Origin of the sequence: Pseudomonas sp. B21-059, from assembly GCF_026016285.1 — a bacterium.
GTDB classification, from domain to species: domain Bacteria; phylum Pseudomonadota; class Gammaproteobacteria; order Pseudomonadales; family Pseudomonadaceae; genus Aquipseudomonas; species Aquipseudomonas danubii.
This window is the reverse complement of sequence record NZ_CP087201.1, coordinates 3,171,586-3,191,025: the sequence shown is the minus strand read 5'-3', so window position 1 is coordinate 3,191,025 and position 19,440 is coordinate 3,171,586. Positions and strand designations below refer to the sequence as shown.

17 protein-coding genes and 1 pseudogene are annotated in these 19,440 nt (G+C 59.7%); 6 read left to right on the top strand and 12 right to left on the bottom strand.

Annotated features, from left to right (window positions below):
- Positions 1-15: 15 nt before the first annotated feature.
- Positions 16-180, top strand: a pseudogene (locus LOY69_RS14490) (SDR family oxidoreductase); the annotation flags it as partial.
- A 98-nt stretch (positions 181-278) separates the two neighbouring features.
- Here LOY69_RS14490 and LOY69_RS14485 read toward each other — a convergent pair.
- Genes LOY69_RS14485 through LOY69_RS14470 form a run of 4 tightly spaced genes read right to left on the bottom strand, consistent with a single transcriptional unit; the run spans position 279 to position 4,093 of the window.
- Positions 279-1,373, bottom strand: coding sequence for a polyamine ABC transporter substrate-binding protein (locus tag LOY69_RS14485; protein ID WP_265074812.1), 1,095 nt, complete (start codon positions 1,371-1,373; stop codon positions 279-281).
- 47 nt (positions 1,374-1,420) lie between these two features.
- A complete protein-coding gene (locus LOY69_RS14480; RefSeq protein WP_102865158.1) occupies positions 1,421-1,762 on the bottom strand; it encodes a cupin domain-containing protein in 342 nt (113 codons plus the stop codon).
- A gap of 57 nt (positions 1,763-1,819) precedes the next feature.
- Complete coding sequence (locus tag LOY69_RS14475) at positions 1,820-3,226, bottom strand: NAD(P)/FAD-dependent oxidoreductase (protein ID WP_102879462.1); 1,407 nt, start codon at positions 3,224-3,226, stop codon at positions 1,820-1,822.
- A gap of 51 nt (positions 3,227-3,277) precedes the next feature.
- Positions 3,278-4,093 (bottom strand): helix-turn-helix domain-containing protein, encoded by an 816-nt coding sequence (locus LOY69_RS14470; protein ID WP_102879463.1) that lies wholly within the window; start codon positions 4,091-4,093, stop codon positions 3,278-3,280.
- A 279-nt stretch (positions 4,094-4,372) separates the two neighbouring features.
- Here LOY69_RS14470 and LOY69_RS14465 point away from each other — a divergent pair, with 279 nt between their 5' ends.
- Positions 4,373-4,642 carry a DUF1652 domain-containing protein gene (locus LOY69_RS14465; RefSeq protein ID WP_102865161.1) on the top strand — a complete coding sequence of 90 codons (270 nt, stop codon included), beginning with the start codon at positions 4,373-4,375 and terminating at the stop codon, positions 4,640-4,642.
- A gap of 51 nt (positions 4,643-4,693) precedes the next feature.
- Here LOY69_RS14465 and LOY69_RS14460 read toward each other — a convergent pair whose 3' ends face one another.
- Entirely contained in the window at positions 4,694-7,153 is a 2,460-nt protein-coding gene (locus tag LOY69_RS14460; RefSeq protein ID WP_265074811.1) for a UvrD-helicase domain-containing protein, read from the bottom strand.
- A gap of 275 nt (positions 7,154-7,428) precedes the next feature.
- Here LOY69_RS14460 and LOY69_RS14455 point away from each other — a divergent pair, with 275 nt between their 5' ends.
- A complete protein-coding gene (locus LOY69_RS14455; protein WP_265074810.1) occupies positions 7,429-8,124 on the top strand; it encodes a pirin family protein in 696 nt (231 codons plus the stop codon).
- Between the two features lie 180 nt (positions 8,125-8,304).
- Here the strand turns inward: LOY69_RS14455 and pgm are convergent, their stop codons facing one another.
- On the bottom strand, positions 8,305-9,951 hold the full coding sequence (pgm, locus tag LOY69_RS14450) for a phosphoglucomutase (alpha-D-glucose-1,6-bisphosphate-dependent) (RefSeq protein ID WP_102879466.1): 1,647 nt from the start codon (positions 9,949-9,951) through the stop codon (positions 8,305-8,307).
- Positions 9,952-10,203: 252 nt separating this feature from the next.
- Positions 10,204-11,226 (bottom strand): zinc-dependent alcohol dehydrogenase family protein, encoded by a 1,023-nt coding sequence (locus LOY69_RS14445; protein ID WP_102879467.1) that lies wholly within the window; start codon positions 11,224-11,226, stop codon positions 10,204-10,206.
- Positions 11,227-11,495: 269 nt separating this feature from the next.
- Between LOY69_RS14445 and LOY69_RS14440 the strand changes: the two genes are divergently transcribed.
- Together LOY69_RS14440 and LOY69_RS14435 are read left to right on the top strand one after the other, a co-directional pair.
- The gene (locus tag LOY69_RS14440; protein ID WP_102865166.1) at positions 11,496-12,410 is read left to right on the top strand and encodes a LysR family transcriptional regulator; all 915 of its coding nucleotides are present in this window, start codon (positions 11,496-11,498) and stop codon (positions 12,408-12,410) included.
- Between the two features lie 153 nt (positions 12,411-12,563).
- On the top strand, positions 12,564-13,682 hold the full coding sequence (locus LOY69_RS14435; protein ID WP_265074809.1) for a tyrosine-type recombinase/integrase: 1,119 nt from the start codon (positions 12,564-12,566) through the stop codon (positions 13,680-13,682).
- A 97-nt stretch (positions 13,683-13,779) separates the two neighbouring features.
- Here the strand turns inward: LOY69_RS14435 and LOY69_RS14430 are convergent, their stop codons facing one another.
- From LOY69_RS14430 to LOY69_RS14415, 4 genes are all read right to left on the bottom strand, one after another.
- The gene (locus LOY69_RS14430) at positions 13,780-14,553 is read right to left on the bottom strand and encodes a hypothetical protein (protein WP_265074808.1); all 774 of its coding nucleotides are present in this window, start codon (positions 14,551-14,553) and stop codon (positions 13,780-13,782) included.
- 84 nt (positions 14,554-14,637) lie between these two features.
- Entirely contained in the window at positions 14,638-15,897 is a 1,260-nt protein-coding gene (locus LOY69_RS14425; protein ID WP_265074807.1) for a hypothetical protein, read from the bottom strand.
- A 143-nt stretch (positions 15,898-16,040) separates the two neighbouring features.
- Positions 16,041-16,295, bottom strand: coding sequence for a hypothetical protein (locus LOY69_RS14420; protein ID WP_265074806.1), 255 nt, complete (start codon positions 16,293-16,295; stop codon positions 16,041-16,043).
- Between the two features lie 118 nt (positions 16,296-16,413).
- Positions 16,414-17,322, bottom strand: coding sequence for a hypothetical protein (locus LOY69_RS14415; protein WP_265074805.1), 909 nt, complete (start codon positions 17,320-17,322; stop codon positions 16,414-16,416).
- A 186-nt stretch (positions 17,323-17,508) separates the two neighbouring features.
- Here LOY69_RS14415 and LOY69_RS14410 point away from each other — a divergent pair, with 186 nt between their 5' ends.
- Complete coding sequence (locus LOY69_RS14410; RefSeq protein ID WP_265074804.1) at positions 17,509-18,099, top strand: DUF3238 domain-containing protein; 591 nt, start codon at positions 17,509-17,511, stop codon at positions 18,097-18,099.
- Positions 18,100-18,680: 581 nt separating this feature from the next.
- Here LOY69_RS14410 and LOY69_RS14405 read toward each other — a convergent pair.
- Entirely contained in the window at positions 18,681-19,403 is a 723-nt protein-coding gene (locus tag LOY69_RS14405; protein WP_265074803.1) for an ATP-binding protein, read from the bottom strand.
- Positions 19,404-19,440: the final 37 nt, after the last annotated feature.

Here is a 19,440-nt window from a genome sequence, read left to right as displayed (position 1 = left end):
CCGCCATGACCTGATGACGCCGCGACCCTGTCCAGGGGCATTCCCCTCGGGCGCCTGGGAACGCCTGAGGACATTGCCTACGCCATGCTGTTCCTGGCCTCGCCACAGGCCGGCTACATCACCGGCCAGACCCTGATAGTGGACGGCGGCGCCCTGCTCCCGGAAAACAGCCAGTTGTAGGCGCTGGCTTGCCAGCGAAGGCGTCCTCAAGGGCAGTGCTTGCCTCTGAGGCCTCTTCGCCGGCAAGCCGGCTCCTACGCCGTTTGTGGGGGTGGGGATCAGTTGCCGCTGCGGATCTTGTTCCACAAGCGGGTGCGGATACGGTCGATGTCCAGCGGCATGGCTTCCAGGGCAAACAACTTGTCCATCATGGCCGGGCTCGGGTAAACCTTGGTGTCGTTCTTGATCGCTGGGTCGACCAGAGCATCGGCTTGCTGGTTGCCATTGGCGTAATGCACGTAGTTGCTGATGTTGGCCATTACGTCCGGGCGCAGCAGGTAGTTCATGAAGGCATACCCGGCCTTCTCATCCGGTGCGTCCACGGGCATGGCAACCATGTCGAACCAGATCGGCGAGCCTTCCTTGGGAATCGAATAGCCGATCTCCACCCCGTTCTTCGCTTCCCTGGCCCGGCTCTCCGCTTGCAGGATGTCCCCGGAGAACCCCACCGCCACGCAGATATTGCCGTTGGCCAGGTCGCTGGTGTACTTCGACGAATGGAAGTAGCTGACATAAGGCCGGACCGTCATCAGCAGCGCCTCGGCTTTCTTGTAGTCCGCCGGGTTCTTGCTGTGGTGTGGCAGCCCCAGGTAATTCAAGGCCGTGGGAATCAGTTCGGGGCCGTTGTCGAGAATCGCCACGCCGCACTTCTGCAGCTTCTGCATGTACTCGGGCTTGAAGATCAGGTCCCAGGAGTCCAGCGGTGCGTCATCCCCCAGCACTTCCTTGATCTTGGCCACGTTGTAGCCAATCCCGGTGCTGCCCCACAGGTACGGAAAACCGTGCTGGTTGCCCGGGTCATTGACCTCCAGCGCTTTGAGCAACGCCGGGTTGAGGTTTTTCCAGTTGGGCAACTGGCTCTTGTCGAGCTTCTTCAACGCCCCGCCCTGGATCTGCCGCGCCATGAAATGGTTGGAGGGGAACACCACGTCGTAACCGGATTTACCGGTCATCAGCTTGCCGTCCAGGGTCTCGTTGCTGTCGTAGACGTCATAGGTGAAACCTGTCCCGGTTTCCTTCTGGAACTGCTTGGTGGTGTCCGGGGCAATGTAGTCCGACCAGTTGTAGATCTTGACCGTGTCGGCGGCCTGGGCCAGAGAAGCGCCCAGGAACAAGGGGCTGAGTAACAGCAAAGTGCAAGTCTTGCGGATCATGAGTCGATACCTGTGGCTGGTTTTGTTATTGGCAGGCAATCAAGGGATCAGAAAATCAAGACGTAGGTCTTGCGCACCGTTTCCTGGATATCCCAGATGCCGGTGCTGTTGGCCGGCAACATCAGTGCATCGCCGGCTTCTATGTGCAGGGGCTCGCCATGGTCGGGCGTGAAGGTGCAGCGGCCCTGGATGAAATGACAGAACTCCTGGGCGACGATCTGCCGCCGCCAGCGCCCCGGAGTACATTCCCAGATCCCGGTTTCGACCCCGTCGTTGCGTTCGACGGCAGTCACCGATGTCACGGCCACGGGCGTCCCCAGGGGCACGGCGACCGGCGCCGACTCGTCCAGGGTGACCGTGGCGGTGTGCTTGAATTGCGTGATGCTCATGGCTCTACCTTTGGTTGAAAAAACCGAACGGACATCGTTCGGTGCAAGAAACCCGACTCAGTGCATGAAGCCTTCCATGAACCCGGCAACCCGGCTGGCCAGACGCCGCCGCCACGCAGGCGAAGCCGGGTTGGCCAGGGTCTGGTCTTCATGGACAAAGCTGCGAATGATCGCGTTGTAGCCCAGCCAGCGGCAGGGTTCAGGTTCCCAGACCCGCAGGGCGTCGAGGCCGCTTTGCGCCAACACCCAGGGTTGGCGGACCAGCGGGCTGTCGTGCTGGAGAATCAGGTCGGCCAGGGTCCGGCCACCCAGATTGCTGGCGCCGACGCCTTCGCCGCCGTAGCCACCGGACAAGGCGATGCCCTTGCGCCGGTCACACAGCATGTGCGGCATGAAGTGCCGGGACATGCCCAGGTTGCCGCCCCAGGAATGAGTGATGCGCACGTTCTTCAATTGCGGGAACAGCTCGCCGAACAGGTAGCGACGCAGCTCCACCTCGTCCCGACTCAGGTCGAAATCGTGGCGCAGCTTGCTGGCGAACTGATATCCACCCCGGGCACCAAACACCAGGCGGTTATCCATGGAGCGCTGACCGTAAGTGACCTGGCGACTGCTTTCGCTGAAGGCCTGGCCCTGGTTCAGACCGATTTCGTCCCAGGTCGATTCCGGCAGGGGCTCGGTGGCCACCAGCAGGCTTTGCACCGGCAACTGATAACGACCCAGGGGCGGCAAGGTCACTGAGTACCCCTCCACCGCCGGCACTATCCAGCGGCTGCGCACTGCGGCGTGGCGGGTCTGCAGGCTGCCGGCCTGCCAATGGGTCACCGGGCTGTTCTCGTAAATGTTCACCCCCAGGCGCTCCACCGCACGCGCCAGCCCGCGCACCAGCTTGGCCGGCTGGATGGTGGCGCAATGGGGGGCATAGATAGCGCCATAGGCGTTGGCCACCCGCAACTGCTGAGCCAGTTGCTCGGGGTTCAGCCAGCGGTAATCGTCCTGGTTCAGGCCCTGGGCGTAGAGCTTGTCCAGGTACTGGCGCAGGCTGGTTTCCTGCTCGGGATAGCGGGCCGCGCAATACAGCACCCCGCCTTTGCGGTAATCGCAGTCGATGCCTTCCCGTTCGATGACGTTGGCCACCTCATCGGGAATGCCATGCAGCAGGTCGAAAGAGGCTCGACGCTGCTCCGGCGACAGCCCTGCCAGCAGGCGGTCTTCTCCCAGCAGATTGCCCATCAGCCAGCCGCCATTGCGCCCCGAGGCGCCGAAACCTGCGGTCTGGGCCTCGATCACCGCCACCTTGAGCTGCGGCGCTTGGCGCTTGAGGTAATAGGCCGTCCACAGCCCGGTGTAACCGGCGCCAATGATCGCCACGTCCAGATCAAGGTCTTGCTCAAGGGACGGGCGCGGCAACAGCGGCTCGTCCAACTGGTCCATCCACAAACTGATACTGCGCCACGCTGGCATGCAAGCACTCCGCAATCCGAACTTCGAATGCGGCGATCCTAGTCCCTGTCTTCAGGGGCTGTCTTGCGCGCGTGCACGCAAAGAAATTTGTTTGGCATAAGCCTTGGGCGACTGCCCGGTGTGCTGGCGAAAACAGCTGTAGAACGCCGACAGGGAATTGAACCCGGCCGCAAAGGCCAGTTCGTCGACCCGAAGCGGCGGCGCGGCCTGGTCCAGGGCCGCCAGCACATGCTGCAGGCGCGCCTGGTTCACATAACGGTAGAAGCTTTGGCCCAGCACCTGATTGAGCAGGTAGGAAATCTGATTGCGGCTGTAGCCGCACTCCCGGGCGACCCGCTGCAGGTCCAGTTGCGGATCGAGGTAAGGCTGCTGGCGCTGGAAGTACTGCTGCAAGTCCTCGGCCATGAAACTCAACTGGCGCGGCGACAGCCCCAGGCGGCTGACCGCCGGGCGCAGGCTGGCTGAAGAGCTGTCCGGCGCCGGTTCACGCACCAGGGACGCATATTCATTGACCCGCCAAATCAGGCCGTCGCGCACGGTAATCGCTTCACTGGAGCGGAACGACACCAGGCCCTGGCCACCCCGCAGGGTCACCTGATACTGGATAAAGGCCGTGTTGCCATCCAGGCGAATGCGATCACAGTGCTCCAGGGCCTCATCGGGCGCGCGGGGCATGCTCACACGCACGTATTCCCGCAGCTCAGCGAGGCCCAGGGTGCGATTCTGGAAAAAGTCGTTGTACTGGATTTGCGGATGGTAAAGCGCCATCACGCCATCGAGGTCGCGGTGCTTCCAGCACAGGTGATAACGCATCACGGTTTCACCGGTGGCCTGGGTTTGCAGAGGCCCGTCGTCAGGGGCAGTCATAAGGATCTCGAACAGCCAAAAAAGCGCAGCTTGCCGAACTTCGGCAGAGGCATCAATGACCGTCCTTCAGCCAAGGACCCGGGTTCTCTAGCCCCATTTGGGCGAATACATGACGTGCATCAAAAATCTGCGAGTGAACCGCCGGACGGTGGGCAAAAAAACTGCGAGCGGTCACAAGCCGGTGCTATTTTTAAACCCTTGACTGATCGGGTCATTGACGAGCCGATCGTTCCTACCGCGAGCACAAGGAAGCGCTCAATGAATCAAGGTGGGCCACCGATGAACAGAGTCTGGGCCAGTAAAGTCACCTTTCCCAACGCCTGCCAGCTGATGCGCTGGCATTTTCATCCCCTGGGCTTCGAGGCCAGCATGGATGCGCCAGGCAGCATGATCGCCCGGCTCTTCGACCGTGCCAGCGGCGAAACCATGATCGCCATCGCCGGCATTCCCTGTGCCACGGTGATGAGCGCCGCGGATGTCGAACGAATAATCGAGGCGGTGGAAGATGAACTGGAGGCCTTTGCTCCGTCCCTGACACTCAAGGCCTGACGCCAGGCCCCATCGACCGAAGCCCGCCTGACCGGCGGGCTTTTTTCGTCCTCATTGCCGCAGGTCGCGGAAATATGGCTTGTCTCGGGGCACCCGGTCCGAAGCCTTGGGCGCATTGCCCGCCGCCGCCTCCTGGCGATCGACGTACCAGTAGCAGTGCTTGGCCGCCCGAGTGATCCCCACATAAGCCAGGCGCAGGATCTCGTCCTTCTGCGCGCTGTCGTAGGGTTCGGCGTCGCCATCCTTGCCCAGGCCAGCCATGCGATACACCTGATTCTTGTAGGGCGAGCTGCTCAGGTGCTGGCAATCTCCCAGCAGGAACACCGCGTCCGCCTGCAAACCCTTGGCACTGTGATAGGTGAGTTGCTTGAGCCGTCGAGCCGCGGGAGGCAAACTAGAATCAACATTAACTATTGGTGAAATATGCTCTTCTATCAATAACTTATCGCTAGTTTTTCGAAACAACATCAAGATTGAATCGCCCTGCCGGTAGTGCTCTGCCAGGCGCTGGGCCAGGCCCTGATCGTCACGATCCAGTACTTGCACCGGCCATAGGTCCTTGGCCTCGCCACTGGCCTTGGCCTTCTTTCCGGCAATCGCCGGGGCTGCGCGAACAATATGCTCCGCCGCATCGATCACATGCTGATGACTGCGGTAGTTCTCGCTGAGCATGACTCGATTGGTGGCCGGAGACGGGAACTCCTTGTTGAACTCGATAAAGTACTTCGGCGAACTGCCGCGCCAGCCGTAGATCGATTGCCAGTCATCGCCCACGCAGAGCAAGGAAGAATGCTGGGCTCCACGCCCCACGTGCAGGGCCGCGCCACGGCTGCGAATCTCCCTGAGACTGGCCTTGATCCAAGAAACGATCTGCGGCGAAACGTCTTGAAACTCGTCGATCATCAGATGCGACATCGGCCTCAGGCAACTGTCGCTAAGCAGCTTGAAGTTTTCCGGGGAGCGCTCGCTGAACAGGGCGAACATCCGGTTGTAGCTCATGATCGGCGGCGACTGATCCAGCAAGTGGTCTTCAAGGGCTCGCCAGAACAGGCTCAAGGCCTCGAAGAAGAATCGGTCCGGATCATCCTGGGCGAAGCTCATGTTGCCGACCGCGTCGCCCACATCCAGCCCCAGGTTCTCGATAAAACCGGCGGCGGCAACAAAACAATCCAGCAACGGCGCCGAAGCCAGCTCGCCCTTGACCTTGTAGTCGAAGCCCGGGCCGGCACTGACCTCGGCAGAAAAGGCGCCCAAAGCCCGCCTGGATGATTCGTAACTATCCAACCAAATCAATGGCTTACGACAGAAAGCTTGAAACAAGGTGCGCTTTACCGCCCACTCCGCCCGCACCGTCAGCTTGGCTCCGGGCCGACTGATCTGCGGGTTCTCCCGCGGGTCGAAGCCCAGTACCACCCAGGCATCCAGCTCAGCGGCATAGCCATGGCAATGGAAGGTCGATCCGTTGATTTCAAAGCTCTGGCGCTGAGGCTCGATGCCCTTGATCGGCCAGGCCCCGGCACGAAACCACAGGTCTTCCACGGTGTCGCAGAGCTCCTCATCACGCTTGGCCGCCAGCTCGGTGACCGCCACGCGCTTCTGTACATCGGGGTGATCGCGCTCCAGCTCCTTGAGCTGCAAGGCGTGGCGCAGCAAGGGCTTGAGCGCCAGGCGAAAGCGTTCGTCGCTGCGGTACAGCGCCTGGTAGCAGGCATTGAGGTGCTTGCGCTGGGCATCGTTGATTCGCAGGTCGAAGGGGTTGCTGTCCACCTCGTCTTCGGCACCCTGCACCCGCTCACTGAGGTTCTCGAAGGCCTGAAGGCGTTCGAACCCCGGCAGACTGCGCACCATGGGCAAGATCCGCGAATGGAAGGTGCGCACCAGATCCCGGGCTTCCCGGGGGCTGAGCGCCCGGCCCCACAGGGCAAAGACCTGCACCAGCTTGTTGATGAAATCCTTGCGTGACTCCCGGGTGAAAGTCACTACGGTCATGGAATCCAGCTCGAATCCCAGGTAGTGATTGAGCAAAAGCAGGCGCAATACCAAAGAAGTCGACTTGCCCGCCCCGGCCCCGGCAATCACTGCAGTGGCAGGCGTGTCGCTGAAAATCATCTTCCATTGGGCAGCGCTGGGCTGGGCCTGCGGCGCCAGCAACCGGGAGACATCGGCCTTGAAGCGTTTTTTCAACTCGGCGCTCAGCGGCAGGCGCCAGTCGTCGAACAGCCGGTCATCCACCCCCGGCGGCCGGTGCTCGGTGTTGCGACTGTCGCGAATCAGCAGCACCTGACGCCCTTCCTCCAGCCCTTCGAGCCGTCCCTCCTGATAGCCGTATTCCACGCCTGCCGTGTGCCCGCTGCGAAAGCCGTCGGCCTGACCGTGCAGCCAGGACGCGCGATGCTGAGCCCGCAGGCGATTCAGGCCATGGCCGAAAAACCGCGCCGCCAAGCGCTTCAACAGGGGCATCTGAGCCAGGGGCAAAAGATCGGGGGGCAGATCGGGGCTGTGTTGCGACACGCGGACTCCAGGGGATGAGACTGAGCGGTAATGGTCGCCGGATTTTTTCACGGTATCCAGCGAATTGCTTGCGGGTCATTAACTTAAGCGATGAACCGAAGGTTTAACACCAGCTCTGCGACAAAAAAAACCATCTAATTTTACGATTGGATTACGGCATTTTTTGCGCTTTTTATCGATCAATAGCTGATGGAAGATGCACGCCATCAACCAACGGTTATCGTTTTTTGGCCCGGGTCCAACGAGCCATTACGAGCCCTTTTGAGGAGACGATCATGCTTGAACTCAGACCTTTCAGCTCCCTGGGTGGCGCTCACCACGGCTGGCTGGATGCCCATCACCACTTTTCCTTCGCCGAGTACCATGACCCCAAGCGCATGCACTGGGGCAACCTGCGGGTGTGGAACGATGACGTAATCGCTCCCGGCACCGGCTTCCCCCAGCATCCGCACCGGGACATGGAAATCATCACCTACGTTCGCGAAGGCGCCATCAGCCACCAGGACAACCTGGGCAACAAGGGACGCACCGAAGCCGGTGACGTGCAGGTGATGAGTGCGGGGACCGGGATCGCCCACAGCGAATACAACATGGAAGCCACGCCGACCAAGATCTTCCAGATATGGATCATTCCCAACCAGGCCGGCTCCGCGCCGTGTTGGGGCGCCAAGCCTTTTCCCAAGGGGTTGCGCGAAGGGTTCGTGACCCTGGCCAGCGGCAAGGATGGCGATGAGGAAAGCTTGCGTATTCGCGCCGATGCACGGCTGGTGGCGGCCAACCTGAAGGCCGGGGAAACCGCCGAGTATCACCTGGACGCGGGGCGTCGGGCTTATCTGGTGCCGGCGACCGGGGTGATCGAGATCAACGGCTTGCGTGCCGAAGCTCGAGACGGTGTTGCAATCGAAGATGAGCGGGTGCTGCGGGTGAGCGCCGTGCAAGACAGCGAAATCGTGCTGGTAGACCTGGCTTGAACCGCAGCGGCAAATAAAAAGGGGCGACCGTGATGGTCGCCCCTTTTTTTGCCCGCTAGCCGGCTACACAGATCGTGCAATGAACAACCACCGTAGGAGCTGGCTTGCCAGCGAACGCATCCGCAAGACCTGTGTCCGTCTCAAGGACCTTTTCGCCGGCGAGCCGGCTCCTAACGTGAATCAGTTGCCGCTGATGGCGGTGTCCACCAGGGTCTGGGCTTCCTGCACCAGCTGCTTGAGGTGGTCGTCGCCGATGAAGCTTTCAGCGTAGATCTTGTAGATGTCCTCGGTGCCAGACGGGCGTGCGGCGAACCAGCCGTTCTCAGTCATGACTTTCAGGCCGCCAATGGCCTGATCGTTACCCGGGGCCTGGCTGAGGATCTGCTGGATCGGCTCGCCAGCCAACTGGGTCGAGGTCACTTGTTGCGGGGAGAGCTTGCTGAGCAAGGCTTTCTGCTGCGGATTGGCCTTGGCATCGACCCGCACCGAGAAAGGTTCGCCCAGCTCGTCGCACAGCGCGCGGTAGGCCTGGCTTGGATCACGGCCGGTACGTGCGGTCATTTCAGCGGCCAGCAGCGACGGGATCAGGCCGTCCTTGTCGGTGCACCAGACGCCGCCATCCTTGCGCAGGAAAGAGGCACCGGCACTTTCTTCACCACCAAAGCCCAGAGAGCCATCGAACAGGCCATCGGCAAACCACTTGAAGCCCACCGGCACTTCGTACAGGCGACGACCCAGGCGTGCCGTCACCCGATCGATCAAGCCACTGCTGACCACGGTCTTGCCCACGGCGGCATCGGCCCGCCATTGCGGACGGTTCTGGAACAGATAGTCGATGGACACCGCCAGGTAGTTGTTGGGCGCCAGCAGGCCGCCGCTTGGGGTCACGATGCCGTGACGGTCATGATCGGGGTCGCAAGCAAAGGCCACGTCAAAGCGTTCTTTCAGGCCGATCAGCCCTTGCATGGCGTAGCTGGAAGATGGGTCCATGCGGATCTGCCCGTCCCAGTCCACCGACATGAAACGGAAGGTGGCGTCCACTTGCTTGTTCACCACCTCCAGGTCAAGGCGGTAGTGCTCGGCGATTGCCGACCAGTAACGCACCCCTGCTCCACCCAGCGGGTCCACGCCCAGGCGCAGCTTGGCGTTGCGAATCGCGTCCAGGTCGATGACGTTGATCAGGTCGGCGACATAGGTGTTGAGGTAGTCGTGGCGATGGGTGGTGTCGGCCTTCAGCGCTTGCTCGTAGCTGATGCGCTTGACCCCGGCGAGCTTGGCCGCCAGCAACTCGTTGGCCTTGGCTTCGATCCACTTGGTGATGTGGGTGTCGGCCGGGCCGCCATTGGTGGGGTTGTACTTGTAGCCGCCGCTTTGTGGCGGGTTGTGGGACGGGGTGATAACGATCCCGTCCGCCAGGCCCGAAGTGCGACCGCGGTTGTAGCAGAGGATGGCATGGGACACCGCCGGCGTCGGGGTGTACTCGTCACCGGCAGCAATCATCACGGTCACGCCGTTGGCGGCCAGGACTTCCAGGGCACTGGCCCCGGCCGGGGTCGACAGTGCGTGGGTATCGATGCCGACAAACAGCGGCCCGGTGATGCCCTGGGCTTCGCGGTACAGACAGATGGCCTGGCTGATGGCCAGGACATGCCATTCATTGAAACTCAGATCGAACGAGCTGCCGCGGTGCCCGGAGGTGCCGAAAGCCACGCGCTGGGTGGGCACCGATGCATCGGGCTGACCGGTGTAATACGCCGTAACCAGTCGCGGGATATCGACCAGCAACTCAACGGGTGCCGGCTTGCCCGCAAAAGGACTGAGAGTCATGCAAAACCTCTGAAAAAGGATGGTTCGGGAATGGAGCGCAGTTTACTGGCAGTTTGACCACCGCGCGACGAAATCTATCCCAGAACAACCCCACCTTTCTCAGCTGACTGAAGCAGGCCTGGCTTAAGGAGCTGGCTTGCCAGGGAAGACAGCCTCAAGGCTTGCACGAGGCCCAGGCCCCATTGGCCGACAAGCCGGGGCCGACAAAGATACAGATACAAAAACGCCAGGCTTGGCCTGGCGTTGGGGGAATCAGGCCGGTTCGACCTGCAGCGCGACCCGTTCGCGACATGGACATTCGTCCATGTAACGGTGCGCCTCGACAAACTCGCTGAAGGGGAAGACTCGGGTCTTCAAGGGCACCAGCACTCGATCCGCAGTCAGCTGGTTGATGTCGCGCAGCGCACGCTGCAACGCCACCTGATCCTGAATGATCCCCAGTTCCGGCTTGCCGGTGAAGTTGCCGATGCAGTGGACAAAGAACTGGATGTTCTTCTGGAACGCCGCGCAGGCCGGGAATGGAGTCTGGTTGCCGCCTTGCAGGCCGTACAACACCAGGCTGCCGCGAGGCGCCAGGACATCACCGAGCATCGACATCTGCGGACCGCCCAGACCGTCGAACACCACATCGACCCCGCGATTGTTGGTGAGCTTGTTGATCTGCATCAGCAGGTCCTGCTCTTCGGTGACAATCACCTTTTCGGCGCCGAGGGACAGCAGGTACTCACGCTCTTCAGCGGTCTTGGTCGCGGCAATCACCCGCACACCCAGGGCCTTGCCCAACTGCACAAAAGACGGGCCGGCACAGTGGCTGGCATCGGTGACCAGGGCGAACTGCCCGGGCTTGACCCGCGCAAGGTCAGCGTAGGCGAAATAGGCAATCAACAGCGGCGTGTAATGCACCGCGGCTTCGATAGGGCTAAGCACATCCGGATAACGGGTCAGGGCCGAGCGTGGCAGGACGATCTGCTCGCCATACACCGGGTAGTCATTGGGGCTTTGCGCGGGAAAGCTGGCGACCTTGTCACCGACCGCGAGGTCGTCGACGCCCTCGCCTACCGCCGTGACCACACCGGCCATTTCGTGTCCGAGACCGGACGGCAGACGCGCATGGGACGACGCCAGGTTCTGCCGCCAGAGCACGTCGTACCAACTGATACCGATGGCTTCGACTCGTACCTGCACTTCGCCTGGCGCAGGCAACGAGGCCGCATGCTCTTCGCATTTGAGCACCTCGGCCGGTCCAAACTTGTGAAAACGAATCGTGCGGGACATCGCAAACCTCGTCAAATTAACCTCTAATGCCGCGAACTTTATCCGGGCTTTGAAAGCAAGACTATCAGTGCCTATTAATAGTCGACATGTCTGTCATTGATTCCGTGCCCTTGAAAATCGGGGCGAACAGCGTGTCGGGCCGCAGCCTGAGCACAAACAAACAACATTTAGCCGATGCAGAGTACCAGCCTTTACCCGTAAGATTCACGCCGGCCATTGTTCCGATATGGCCGCTCCCGTCAAGTTCGCTGACTCTGCCAGGACTCCAGATGAATCGTAATGACCTGCGTCGTGTCGACCTGAATCTATTGATTGTGTTCGAGACACTGATGCACGAACGCAGTGTGACTCGCGCCGCCGAGAAGCTGTTTCTCGGTCAGCCAGCCATCAGTGCCGCCCTGTCGCGGCTGCGCAACTTGTTCGACGACCCGCTATTTGTACGCACCGGCCGCAGCATGGAGCCGTCGGCCCGGGCCGTGGAAATCTTCGCCCTGCTCTCACCGGCCCTGGACTCGATCTCCACCGCCGTCAGCCGCGCCGCCGAGTTCGACCCGGCCACCAGCACCACAGTGTTCCGCATTGGCCTGTCCGACGACGCGGAGTTTGCCCTCCTGCCGATGCTGCTCAAGCGCCTGCGCGCCGAAGCCCCGGGCATCGTGCTGGTAGTGCGCCGGGCCAACTACCTGTTGATGCCGTCGCTGCTGGCCTCCGGTGAAATCTCCATCGGCGTCAGCTACACCGCCGACCTGCCGGCCAACGCCAAACGCAAAGTCCTGCGCCGCAGCCTGCCCAAACTGCTGCGTGCCGACACCGTGCCCGGCGCACTCAGCCTGGACGACTTCTGCGCCCGCCCTCACGCCCTGGTGTCGTTCGCCGGGGACCTGAGCGGTTTTATCGATGAAGAACTGGAGAAGCTCGGACGCAAACGCCATGTGGTACTCGCCGTGCCGCAATTCAACGGTCTGAGCACCCTGCTGGCCGGCACCGACATCCTCGCCACCGTCCCCGACTACACCGCCGAGGCCCTGACCGCCGCCGGCGGCGTACGCGCCGAAGACCCGCCCCTGCCGGTGCGCAGCTTCGAGCTGCACATGGCCTGGCGCGGCTCACAGGACAACGACCCGGGAGAGCGCTGGTTGCGTTCGCGGATTCAGATGTTTTTTGGGGACCCCGATAGCCTGTAATAGAATTCCAGTGAATTCCATAAAACTGTTTTATAACAGTGGCTTATACGTAATTTTAGTCCGTTGCCGTCTGTCTAGATCTAATGGATTCCATGACTCGTGGGGGCATAATTGGGGGCAAATTTCGGTTCCTTAAAAAGGATGCCCCCACCGATGCCACCAGATAATGCGGTTGTTTTCAAACGAAAACTCAGCGATGCCTTGATCCGCTCGCTGACCGAACCCGGCAAACACGCTGACGGCGAAGTCCCTGGTCTCTACATGGAGGTCAGGGCGTCAAGCAAGGCCGGCAAAGCTCCCTCCAAGTTCTGGCGCTTGAAGTATCGGCTGCACGGCAAGGAGAACCGCTTCTCCATCGGCGCTTACCCCGATATCGGCCTGAAGGAAGCCCGCGACATTGCCCGCAGTGCACGCCGCGATGTGGCTAACCACACCGCCCCGCTTAAGGCCAAGACCGCCAAAATCGAGGCGCAGTTGCTCAATGAAGAGCGCACCTTCGCGTACGTGGCCGAACAATGGTTGGCATTCAAGTCTGCCGAACTGGTGACCAAGTCCATCTCGGGGTTTAGCGGAGCGCTGAACAACCACATCTTGCCCGCGATTGGTAAAAAACCGGTCAGCGAGATCAAGCTGGAGCACATCACCACGATCATTACGGCGTTGCGCCGTCAGCGCACCATGGCCATGGCCCGGCGCGTGCGTACTATCATCCGTGCCGTCCTGGGCTTTGCCGAGGGGCGCGGATGGGTGGAACGTAATGTGGCGCTTAGCAACATTGAGGAGTTGAAGATCCGCCATGTCGTGACCAGCAACCCGGCGATCGAAAGGCCAGCCGACCTGGGCAGGTTTCTTATACGCCTTGATGACTGCAACGACGGCAGCGTTGCCGCCGCAATGCGCCTGCTGGTCATGTTGCCGGTCCGCCCAGGCGAACTGGTGCAGATGCGCTGGGAAGATGTCGACTTGGTCGGCGCCGATTGGCGTTATGTGGTGAGCAAGACCAAGCACCTGGACAAGAGCAAACACATCGTGCCGTTGCCTGAGCAAGCCTTGGTTCTGTTACGCGAACTACATAAAACTCGCGTGGTGGATGAAGAAGGCAAAGGCTGGGTGTTCGTCTCGCCGGTCTATCCGGGACGTCCCATAAACCCTACCTCTATGCTCAAGTCCTTTCAGCGCATCTGGCCTGAGTACGACATCACAGCTCACGGCTTTCGCGCGACCTACAGAACCATTGCCCACGAGCACTTGGGCATCGATTCAATCACCTAGGCCTTCCTTGCGTCGATGCAGCGCCACCTTGGTGCCATTACCAAAAGCCCTCAGCCATGAGGGGTGGAAATTGCTCGCGCGGGATTTCATGCAGAACCTAGGAAAACTCTACATGCAAAATTTTGTAACCAAAACCAACATCAATGGCCGTCAACACTGCCTTAAATCCACGGCGAATTAATACCTCCATCTCGTGCCCTGTACGCCTATTTGAAAAAGTGCTGTACACATAGACCGGACTAATAAAAAAGCTTGAAATAGTGATAACCCAAAGATGGAATTCCCCGCCATTTTTACGCTGAGCCTCATCGGAAAACCAAGCCGCACGATAAGCATTCAAGGTCGTGGAAAAAGCTCTATCGACGCCAATGGTCGCTCCAACTTGCAGTTTCCCAGGCCAATGACCTCCATGAAAAAGCTTTTGCCCAGCGCACAAGGTTGGGAGCGATGCCAGTTCCAGATCCAATTTTTCAGTATCGTGTTTGCAATCGCGGTATTTTTCTGTTTGAGGGGAAGCACTCAAAGTAGGCATGCAACTCAGCCAACTACGATAGACGCCAGTGTTCAGCTTTCTCTCGAGCTCATGTGTGAAAATGTTTCCACCGGCCCCACGTGTAATAGCAGCGTGATTGGCAAATTCAAGAGCGTTATTTGCAACCAGCCTGGGCCGTAATGACACTCCCGGCCAGCCAAGCTTTACTCGTTGAGCATGCAACGCTACTTCCCTAGGATCGTGCTCACCCTCACTCAGAGGGAAAAAATCTAGCAAAGGTAATATTTGCATGGCCATACCGCTTTCAGGCGAAAAGATGGCATTTTGCCTTAAAACAGCGAACAATTGTAATAACGCTTGTAAGTCGATCGTCTTCACAAAGCTTCCGCCCTCTGTCGACGACTGAAGCTCTGCTGCGGCTCATTTGATCAGGAGCTGTTTGAAAACATCTGACGCCGCGTTTCACCTGCTCTCCAGCACCTGCTTGCCCACCCCATAAGCCGCCCCGCTGATCCCCAGAAAAATCAACCAGGTCGGATCGAACACCGGATAGCTCAACTGCTGCTGTACATGGAAGATTCCCACTACCAGCAGCAGGATATTCACCACCACCGCCTGGTAGCGATGCAGTTGCTTGCGCTCGTCGAAGCCGGTTAGAAGGTCGTACCAGAACCCACGACTCGGCACGTAGCCGCGGCCGCTCGGGGCATTGCGGTCGGTGATCCAGGACAGTCCCGCCGTGCCGATACTGATGCCGAGCAAGACCAGCAACGATCCATCTATCCTGCGCAGGTCCCCATACAACAGCCATAGGAACAGCCCGGTGGCGACGGCGAAGGTGAACCACAATGCCATCTGGGTGCGACTAAGGCTGAAGGACGCGCGCACGGGTTTCCAGTCGGGCTTGCGCAGCGCCAGGCCAAAGCATGTGGCATCGACGTCCGCCGTCTCGACCGTCTCGCCAGCGAGTGCATTGCTGGCCAGGTTGTCGTAGCGCAGGACATCGGTTCCGTCGTAGCCGGGGTATTCCTTTAGGTACTGGTTTCGCGTCGTATCGTCCGGAAACTGCGCCAGCCTGGTCCGGAGCTTGCGGGCTTCTTTCCACCACGGCGGGATCGTCGAGTCCGGCTCGTCACGCAGGGTGTCCGTCGCCCTGCCGACATACACGATGGCGGCGATGGCCAGCACGACCAGCAAAAGCGCAAGCGCCAGCCTGGCTCCAGTGGTGATGCTCACTAATGTGGTCTGGCCTCGCGATGGAATCATCGCCAGTGCGGCGTCGTTGCTGGATCGCCACCCCAGTGCCGCGTATAAGTCTGTCGGGGCGAACAGGGCTCCGTCGGCATACAGCATGGACCACAAGCGCTGAGTTTCCGGTCCCTGGCGGATCCGGAACCTTAGCTGGACATATTGACTCACCGTTTCGGAGGCGATCAGCATGGCATCGGTAGGCAAGGGCACGCCATTGAGATACAACACGAATGCCCCGCTCATGGCTTCCTGCGATGCCTGCAAGGCGGTGAACTCCGCTTTGTCCACGGCAATGATCAAGTCGCCGGTGCCGACCAACGGGCTAGCGTCGCTACCGAGGGTGATACAAGTCGGGTCGCGGTTTCTTTCGCCGGTCTTGAGTGTCGCGTCCTTTTTTTCGTCGGATCTGCTTTCAAAAAGCCCTGAATCTCTTACCACTATGCATTTAGTCGCCAGTTGCGGCGTTTCCATGCTTGCCGCAACGGGAGCACACAGATTCAGTGTCAACAGTGCGCCTATGAGTCGCCACGAAGCTTTCATCATCGCAATCGCCCTCTTCTTTCGATAAGCCGCGGCCCAATGCGCCCGCCGCAGGTCAGCCCCTGTGCCGCACCTCAACCGTTTATGGATATCGGTGGCGATACCGAGATGATCCTGGCCTGGACCTCATGCAACCCACGCAACGTGTCTTCGCTTGCGGCAGTGTCGGATGACAGCGGGTCGGCTCCGAAGAGCCAGTCCAGGTCCAGAGTGCTGTTGAAACTGTGGCGAACGCTGTCATCTTCGGCCAGCGAAGTCGCAAGCATCGCGACCTCCAGCCAGAGTTCACGGTCCACCCCGTCCTTGAATTTCGCCGGCTCGACAGTCATGACCAGTCCCTGCATCGCGTACGCGCCCCACGGGGTTCCGAACCATTGAACGTCCATCGCCTGCCGCTTACCGTTGCGGTCGACAGCCCAAGCTCCGAGGACTTGGACCTTCCCGGCTTCATCGATAATGAGATCCGCGCCGAACGTAGCCCACTTTCCGACGGACGTGCTCTTCAATGCCAACACACCGCCCTCGCTGGTCTTCGATCTCTCGGGACGCAGGCCCAGGCGGATTTCGACCCAGGACTCTACGTTTTTGGTTTTTGGCCAGGTGTCCCAAGCGAAGCCGAATCGGCCAATAGCCTTCATCGAAGGTGGTCGCAACGAGCTGAATGAAACGCCCTGCTCCCCAACGCTTCCGGTGGAGCGATCCTGCCGACCGAACGCCATGTTCTCCACGAGCAAGGGTTGCGCAATCGGCGTGAAACCGGACACGGCCTGCCTGGAGTGATGCAACGCGGAAAACGCGACAAAACGCTCGTCCTGCCTTGAACTGTTCATCATCCTGGGGTGACAGTAGCGGCAGCGCCAGGTCGAACCGCAACAGGGGATTATTGTCCTGACCGATCAGTACCCGGCTCTTGTAGTGACTCGCTGAAACTGAAGGAAAATGCTCTCGGACCACAGGAACCCGCAGATCCAGTTCCTGTTGAAATACCCCCGCCTGATCTTTGCGCACAGCGTACTGCTCGAATACCTGCACGCCTTCGAACGCCAGCACGACACCCGATTGATCGAAACGCCACGCAAGAGTCCTGTCGGCGGCATTTTTCAGCGCAGTCTTGGCAGCATCCGAGGTCTTCGGCAAGGGTGGGATGTCGGCCAGGGAGGTGGTGAATTCGAGATCCGGCTTCCAGGTGTCCCTGGGCACCCAGCGCGCGCACCCTACCATTACGGCTTTCTTGGCATCGAGAACGTAATGTATCTCGACCACCCCCTCCGCTGCAGGTTCGTCGGGCTCGACCGACTTCAACGGCGGCCAGGCAAAAATACCGAAACAACGAAACGCCAGAAATCGGTCAGACATTGTCCACCTCCCTGTGAGCCCGTGCATTTGCCAGAGAACGGCGTGTTCGGGTGCATTGGCTGTTTGCAGGAACAGACGCTGCATTGATAGCAATATGCTAGTCGTCGTTTTGTTTCGCGCTACGCATGCAAACAAATTTTTTCTGGCTACATTTCCTGAACGTATCAACTTCAAAGGAGTATTCCCGTGGCCAACAGCGTCTCTGTAAAACTAACCATCGGTATTCCCAGCGAAGCCGTCTACTACCTTACCTATGCCTTCAGTGGCGGCACCAAGTGCAGCCCGAGTGCGACGCTGGATCTGGATCAGGCGGGCCCGACTTCTTTGAAACTTCCCGAGTTGGCCTGGGGCTCCACGCGCGAGTACGCCAGTGGCGATCTATCGACTATTCCCGGAAAACCGGACTGGTTCCGCGCCCTCCGCCCGGGCGCGAAGCCAACCGGGACAGCTACCCTGGCGCGAACGGCGGACAACCTGAATGTGGGCTGGACGCTTTTCGATGGCGCCACCCATGCGGTGAAATTCATCGTCGACGGGGGCAACCCTATGATGCCCGTGGCACCCCATATCAATGCCGCGATCCTTGTCGGTCTGCGTAAGGCCGGCGGTGGCGTGCAGTTCAGTGTCGACGGTATACATGACGGATTTCCCAACTACACGCTGCAGATCAATGGCAAAACGGTCTACGAGTGGGATGCCGTAAAACAGGGTGAAGATCCATCTGCCCTGGGAGGTACAGGCGATCAAAGTGTAAAGATCGCCTGGAAGACACTATGACGATCTGATGGTCGAACTCCAGATTGCGCCCGAAATTGCTTGAACTTGGCTGGAGATTATTCAACTTGCAGAGATGTATGCCGTTCGAATGGCCTCTGGATAACCGCGCAGCCGTAAAAGCTCGGCGCGGAATATCCTGCTAGCTCGGATCTGCAGGGTTCCATGTTGCATTGATGCGTTGATCGTCCGTGGGCTCCACCAGGGGGGCAAAAACACTTACTTTTGCAGCCTTCCAATCGATACAACACTCGGCGCGACGCAACTACAGACCTTGAGAGGTTACAGTTCAGGCAAGACGATCGGTGCCCTCCTCGCTCAAATCACGCGAAGCAATCCATCAATGACCTGCGGCATCGCCAATCGCGCCTTCAAATCGGAATCGAGATCGTGGTCGTCACCGCGGTACAATTTTTACTTGTATCGATCTCTTGTCCAGATTGAGGTGATTAAGTCACCTCATTTTCCGTTCTTCACGGCGAGATTTACCGCGTCTCGCCCTTGCTCTATGGCATGGGTACGAAATGCCCGATACCCACTTTGATCACTCTAATGCGCGGGTGCCAGCTGCTTCGGCAGCGGAATCAAACGCAACGAGAATTGCATCCGGAGGATGCATTTGTCAGCTCCAACTGCTCGGCAATCTGTCTCCAAGGTTCCGCATCACTGAACGCTCCACCAGGCATCAGGACGGCGGGAAAGCCCTGCGCAACATGATGCTCGACGACATCGGCCAGCAAGTTTGACTTACCAACGCCCGCCTCTCCGCTCAGCAGCAGGCGGTGTGAATTAGCGAAGTTGGTCGAGGGGGCATTGATTTCCTCGACAACGCGATCGATCACTTCGTGCAAATGTTCGAAAAAATGAAGACCGTCGCGACCACTGTCCGGGCCCGTGCCGGGTTGCCGACGTAGCTCCCAGATTCCGCTCCGACAGCGTTTGAGCGCCGCAGTTGCAATCGCCAATAAAGCGCTCCATTCCCCGGATGGAATGAGATTCGCTGGGCCAAATGGTACGCCGCGAATTGCTGAAGATATCGCAGCCATTTGGTCGCCGAGCGCAGTGAAATCTATATCACATGTCCTCCCCAGCGCGGCGCCGATGCTGCGTAGCGAACGATATCTCGCCTCGTCGAGATCATCAGCCCAACCAATGATCTTGCACGCGAAATCGGGACCTTTTGCGAATGCGACCAACGCCTGACGAATAGGCAGTTCGATATTAAGTTCTTCCGAGTTCCTCTCGCACAACAGAGCAATGGCAAACGCTCCTGGCTGATCGCGGCCAATACCATGCGCATTTCGCAACTACACTGCTTCACACCAGTTCGCCCACGACACGACG

What these genes read in the sequence shown, in the direction of transcription:
- LOY69_RS14485 (WP_265074812.1), bottom strand. Translation starts at nt 1,373, where the DNA reads ATGATCCGCAAGACTTGCACTTTGCTGTTACTCAGCCCCTTGTTCCTG.
- LOY69_RS14480 (WP_102865158.1), bottom strand. Translation starts at nt 1,762, where the DNA reads ATGAGCATCACGCAATTCAAGCACACCGCCACGGTCACCCTGGACGAG.
- LOY69_RS14475 (WP_102879462.1), bottom strand. Translation starts at nt 3,226, where the DNA reads ATGCCAGCGTGGCGCAGTATCAGTTTGTGGATGGACCAGTTGGACGAG.
- LOY69_RS14470 (WP_102879463.1), bottom strand. Translation starts at nt 4,093, where the DNA reads ATGACTGCCCCTGACGACGGGCCTCTGCAAACCCAGGCCACCGGTGAA.
- LOY69_RS14465 (WP_102865161.1), top strand. Translation starts at nt 4,373, where the DNA reads ATGAACAGAGTCTGGGCCAGTAAAGTCACCTTTCCCAACGCCTGCCAG.
- LOY69_RS14455 (WP_265074810.1), top strand. Translation starts at nt 7,429, where the DNA reads ATGCTTGAACTCAGACCTTTCAGCTCCCTGGGTGGCGCTCACCACGGC.
- pgm (WP_102879466.1), bottom strand. Translation starts at nt 9,951, where the DNA reads ATGACTCTCAGTCCTTTTGCGGGCAAGCCGGCACCCGTTGAGTTGCTG.
- LOY69_RS14445 (WP_102879467.1), bottom strand. Translation starts at nt 11,226, where the DNA reads ATGTCCCGCACGATTCGTTTTCACAAGTTTGGACCGGCCGAGGTGCTC.
- LOY69_RS14440 (WP_102865166.1), top strand. Translation starts at nt 11,496, where the DNA reads ATGAATCGTAATGACCTGCGTCGTGTCGACCTGAATCTATTGATTGTG.
- LOY69_RS14435 (WP_265074809.1), top strand. Translation starts at nt 12,564, where the DNA reads ATGCCACCAGATAATGCGGTTGTTTTCAAACGAAAACTCAGCGATGCC.
- LOY69_RS14425 (WP_265074807.1), bottom strand. Translation starts at nt 15,897, where the DNA reads ATGGAAACGCCGCAACTGGCGACTAAATGCATAGTGGTAAGAGATTCA.
- LOY69_RS14420 (WP_265074806.1), bottom strand. Translation starts at nt 16,295, where the DNA reads ATGACTGTCGAGCCGGCGAAATTCAAGGACGGGGTGGACCGTGAACTC.
- LOY69_RS14415 (WP_265074805.1), bottom strand. Translation starts at nt 17,322, where the DNA reads ATGTCTGACCGATTTCTGGCGTTTCGTTGTTTCGGTATTTTTGCCTGG.